Genomic DNA, 4356 nt, shown 5'->3' on the forward strand with positions numbered 1-4356 from the left:
TGCCGGCCTGTCACGCCGGAGGTCGCGGGTTCGAGTCCCGTCCGGTCCGCCATCTACAAAAACGATTATCTTTTAGGTAATCGTTTTTTTTTTACTTGCAAATAGGCAAATTTCAGGCGAAAAAAAAGCTAGCAATGAACCAGCTTTTTTGGATCTGGATCGGGGGATGTTGTCAGAAGCGACGACCGCCTTCACGATTCCCGCCAAAGCCACGACGAGCGCCGCCATTGTTGTTGCGAGGGCGCTCGGTTGCGATGCTGACGCGGATGCTGCGACCCGCTACATCCTGCCCATCCAGGGCAAGAGCGGCTTCAGCAGCATCTTCAGAACTGAAGGTTACGAAAGCAAAGCCACGAGAACGACCGGTTTCACGATCGAGGATGATTTTCGCTTCCTCGATTTCGCCGAAGGCACCAAAAGCCTCTTCCAGATCTTGTTCTGTTGCGGCGAAGGCCAGGTTGCCAACGAACAGTTTGTTTGCCATTTTTTCTCTATCTCCGGGGACGCTGTAGCTGCTTGTCTGTCACCTTTCAAAGCTTCAAGCGTCGCTAGAGACACTGTCTTTTTGGGCGTCAGGTAAGAGTACAATGTTTAAGTGAGATCCCATTGTAGCACGTAGATCAGTGGAATGAAGGCTTGTTATATGTATTCTTTATTACTGATATTGTTTATATCACTGACTTATTACGTCATTTTTGCTTACTGAGTGTTAAAACCAGAAAAATAAACGGGATTATGTGTTTTTCAGATGTTATTCGTAACAATGTGCCTATAGAAAGAATAAATACCTGTCTTGTGCGCGATTACTCTATTGCGATTGATGTTCTTCGTCTTGATCAAATTGATGCGCTTATTAGTGGTAATAAGTGGTTCAAACTTAAATACTTTCTTATTGAAGCGCGTTCAAGAAAGATCAAAACACTTTTAAGCTTTGGTGGTGCCTGGTCTAATCATCTTCATGCCATGGCAGCGGCAGGTTATCGTTTGGGTTTTCAGACAATAGGCGTTATTCGAGGTGAGAAACCGGCTAGACCCTCTGCCATGTTAAAGGATGCAGAACGCTGGGGCATGAGACTGGTTTATGTCAGTCGTGCTGAATACCGAAAGCGGGATGAGACTCAATATCAGCAGATGCTGGTAAAACAGCTGTCACTCTCCCTGGATCAGGTGATGATTGTTCCGGAAGGAGGCTCGGGCGAACCGGGGGTCAGGGGTTGTGAAGATATTCTTGCTGCGGGGTGCATCCGGGCTTCGGAATATGATGAGATTTGGTTGGCCTGTGGTACCGGTGCGACCATGGCTGGCGTTGTTCGCAGTGCAGGCAATGATGCCCATGTACGGGGATTTTCGGTGCTCAAAGGGGCAAATTTTTTGAAAAATGATATTCAGCAGTATCTTCCCGCGCTTGCGACCTGTTGGAGCCTGGAGCTGGATCACCATTGTGGTGGCTATGGCAAAACAACTCCCGAGCTTATTCGGTTTATTCTGGAATTTGAGCGGGAAACCGGGATCCCTCTGGACCCGGTTTATACGGGTAAGCTATTTTTTGCGCTGAAGCAGATGGCCGAATCGGGAGGTCTATCCGGCATTGGCAGGCTGCTGCTCATTCATACCGGTGGTCTCCAGGGGCGTCGTGGTTTCAGCCAGTGGGCTACATGAATTTTTCAATCAGGGAGCCTGCAGTATTGGCTATACCTGAAGGAAGTGCCGATTTTAACAGTCCGGCGGCTTCGCTATTCGGGTTCGCTTTGAGATAATCAATCAGTACGGTCGAAAACTTCGAAATCATCTCGTCCTTCAGGCCCAGTTTTTTGAACTGCTGGCTCAGAGTATGGAAACCGCCCAGCAAATTGGCAGAGTTCAATATCGATGAAGAGTTTTTGGCAGGTATTACTTCCGGTGCTGCCTTTAATAACTCCGCTGTTTCCGGTAGTGCTCCCTGAATGGTATTAAAGTCGTCTTTTGATAATTGAGAGCTGGCCATCTGTAACAGGGCACCTGCACCCCCTTCGGCTTGAAACTTGCTGACATTTAACTGGCTGGTCAGGGTATCAATCAATCCTGTGGCATGACTCGCCGGTGATTGAAGAACAAGAAGCGTGGCAAGCAAGCAAAATAGCCCAGTATAGAAACGGTTAATGAATAAGCTCAAGCGTTTCATAATGCAAATACCCTATTAGCAAGACAGTCCATTAATTATTTATCAATACCGATAAATAGTTGTTACGAATTGTTATATAAAAACGAATGCATAACAAGAGTCGTTTATATTTTAGCGGCCACTATCGCCTCGGCTTCCCAGTTATCGGGCACCACAAAAAAACGACTGTTTTCACACAGATTACCCTCTTTTTCATGACACCGAACCACCATCTGAGGACGGGCGATTTTGGATAATTGTGACTGCAAGCATTTGATCAGTTCATCTCCGGAGAGGTGAGTCGCTGGATCAGACACACCTCTGTAGGAAGATAGCCAGAGTGATTTTGGCAGAGGCAGGTAGCAGATTTCGCCTTCTTCGAGTTCCAGCCATGAAGATAACTGATTAATGGGCAGCCAGTGTCCCCTCAGGTGTTGAGCAGAACAGTCTTCAGGGGGTGGGCAGGCACCTGTAACCGGATAAAAAAGGTATCCCTGGAAAAGTATTTCAGTCTGTACCCCGGAGATATCCAGAGCATTGAGTGCACGTTGCCCGGCATGAGTCTGCGAAAGCGTGATCTGATGTTGCAGCATGTGGTTGAGCTTCTTGTCCATGCGGTCGTGCAGGCCTGGCCCAATCCAGTGATGCCAGGGGCTGGCCGGGTGATTGCCGGAAGGAAGACCCAGATAGTATTTGATGGCGAGTTCCCGATGAATAAAAACCTCTCGCTTAAGGGACTTAAGAATCAGGTCGAACTCGCCCAGTGTCTGGTGATTATTCTGAACCTGAAGATTGCAGGCCATCAGCTGATAGTCTTCTGAATGTCTGAGGATGTATTGCCAGAGTGATTCATAATAGATACCCAGCAGATGACTCCGTCGCTGATGCAGAATCTCCACTAGCTCTGAATAGCCAGAGCCTGTAATCTGGTCGTTGTGCACCGGGTGGGTTGCCGGGCAGATAAACCTCGCATCATAATCAGGGTTGATGATGGAGGGGCTGCTCAGTAACCATTGGATATCCCGGGCTATCTGCTGATGAGAGAGACGATTCATTTTTAGCAGTTCATGGTATCGGGCCGATGGCTGTAAATAACAAAATGATGGCTGATCGTTGCGGGCTCCGGGAAGCCTGCAGGTGACAAATAAGAGTAACAGATTCAAATCGGTGTGTTTATATATTCACCAGGCAGATTACAGTCATCGCTCAATTAAGGCTGAGCTGTCATCCGGGCAGGATAAATTCACCAACGATAAGTGATTTAGACCGATGGAAGAATTCAAGCAGGTTGGGGTTACCGGGCGTCAGGGTAAGGCTCATATTGATGGCCCCCTGAAACGTTTGACCGATTTTCTGCATTCGCAGGGTGTAACAGTGTCTCTGGATGAGCAATTATCGGATCTTTTGCCGGGGCATGGTTTCCACATCTGTGACCGGGCCAGCATGGGCAAAATTTGCGATCTGGTCGTGGTCATCGGGGGTGACGGCAGTTTGCTGGGGGCTGGCAGAGAACTCTCTGTCCATGATGTGCCGGTAGTGGGTGTCAACCTTGGTCGTCTGGGCTTTCTGACCGATGTTTCGCCGGATGAGCTGGAAGCCTGTATTGGCGAAATACTTAATGGTCATTACCGAATGGAGAACCGGTTTCTGCTGGAAGCCAAGGTTGAGCGTCAAGGTAAAACCATTGGCTGTGGTGATGCTCTCAATGATGTGGTGCTGCATCCGGGGGTGTCCACCAAGATCATAGAGTTTGAGCTGTTTATTGAAGACCAGTTTGTCTATAGGCAGCGTTCTGATGGTCTGATTATGGCAACGCCGACGGGCTCAACCGCCTACGCTCTGTCGGGGGGCGGTCCCATCATGCATCCAAAACTGGATGCTATCGTGCTGGTTCCCATGTATCCGCATATGCTGACTAACCGACCTCTGGTTGTGGATGGTAACAGTCAGTTGCAGCTTGTCATTCACGAAGGCAACGAAATACATCCCCGCATCAGCTTTGACGGGCAGGTGGATATTGAGCTGGTACCTGACGACGTCATCCTGATCCGTAAAAAACACCAAAGACTGAGACTACTGCATCCACTGAATCACAATTTTTACGAAGCCTGTCGATCCAAATTAAGATGGTATCCCAACGAGGATGCAGAGTGACATTATTGTCTAGCAGCCTGTCGGACTTAAGGCTGTCCTACTGCGGTTGCAATAAATTGGTC

The 4356-nt window shown here is 48.5% G+C and carries 5 protein-coding genes; 2 read left to right on the forward strand and 3 right to left on the reverse strand.

Annotation, left to right across the window (positions count from 1 at the left end; all coding sequences use genetic code 11):
• Window positions 1-172 precede the first annotated feature (172 nt).
• Entirely contained in the window at window positions 173-484 is a 312-nt protein-coding gene (locus KDK17_RS03450) for an RNA-binding protein (RefSeq protein WP_257274374.1), read from the reverse strand.
• Window positions 485-735: 251 nt separating this feature from the next.
• On the opposite strand from KDK17_RS03450, the gene KDK17_RS03455 reads away from it, so the two are divergent.
• The gene (locus KDK17_RS03455) at window positions 736-1659 is read left to right on the forward strand and encodes a 1-aminocyclopropane-1-carboxylate deaminase/D-cysteine desulfhydrase (RefSeq protein ID WP_257274375.1); all 924 of its coding nucleotides are present in this window, start codon (window positions 736-738) and stop codon (window positions 1657-1659) included.
• On the opposite strand, the gene KDK17_RS03460 is transcribed toward KDK17_RS03455, so the two are convergent.
• Both KDK17_RS03460 and KDK17_RS03465 read right to left on the reverse strand, forming a co-directional pair.
• Complete coding sequence (locus tag KDK17_RS03460; RefSeq protein WP_257274376.1) at window positions 1652-2110, reverse strand: DUF2780 domain-containing protein; 459 nt, start codon at window positions 2108-2110, stop codon at window positions 1652-1654. The genes KDK17_RS03455 and KDK17_RS03460 overlap by 8 nt on opposite strands.
• Before the next feature lie 155 nt (window positions 2111-2265).
• A complete protein-coding gene (locus KDK17_RS03465; RefSeq protein WP_257282182.1) occupies window positions 2266-3195 on the reverse strand; it encodes a DUF1853 family protein in 930 nt (309 codons plus the stop codon).
• 214 nt (window positions 3196-3409) lie between these two features.
• Here KDK17_RS03465 and KDK17_RS03470 point away from each other — a divergent pair, with 214 nt between their 5' ends.
• Window positions 3410-4294: an NAD(+) kinase gene (locus KDK17_RS03470; RefSeq protein WP_257274378.1), complete on the forward strand. Its 885-nt coding sequence runs from the start codon at window positions 3410-3412 to the stop codon at window positions 4292-4294.
• The last annotated feature ends 62 nt before the right edge of the window (window positions 4295-4356 follow it).

This window comes from Endozoicomonas sp. SESOKO2 (genome assembly GCF_024606245.1).
Classification (GTDB): Bacteria; Pseudomonadota; Gammaproteobacteria; order Pseudomonadales; family Endozoicomonadaceae; genus Endozoicomonas_A.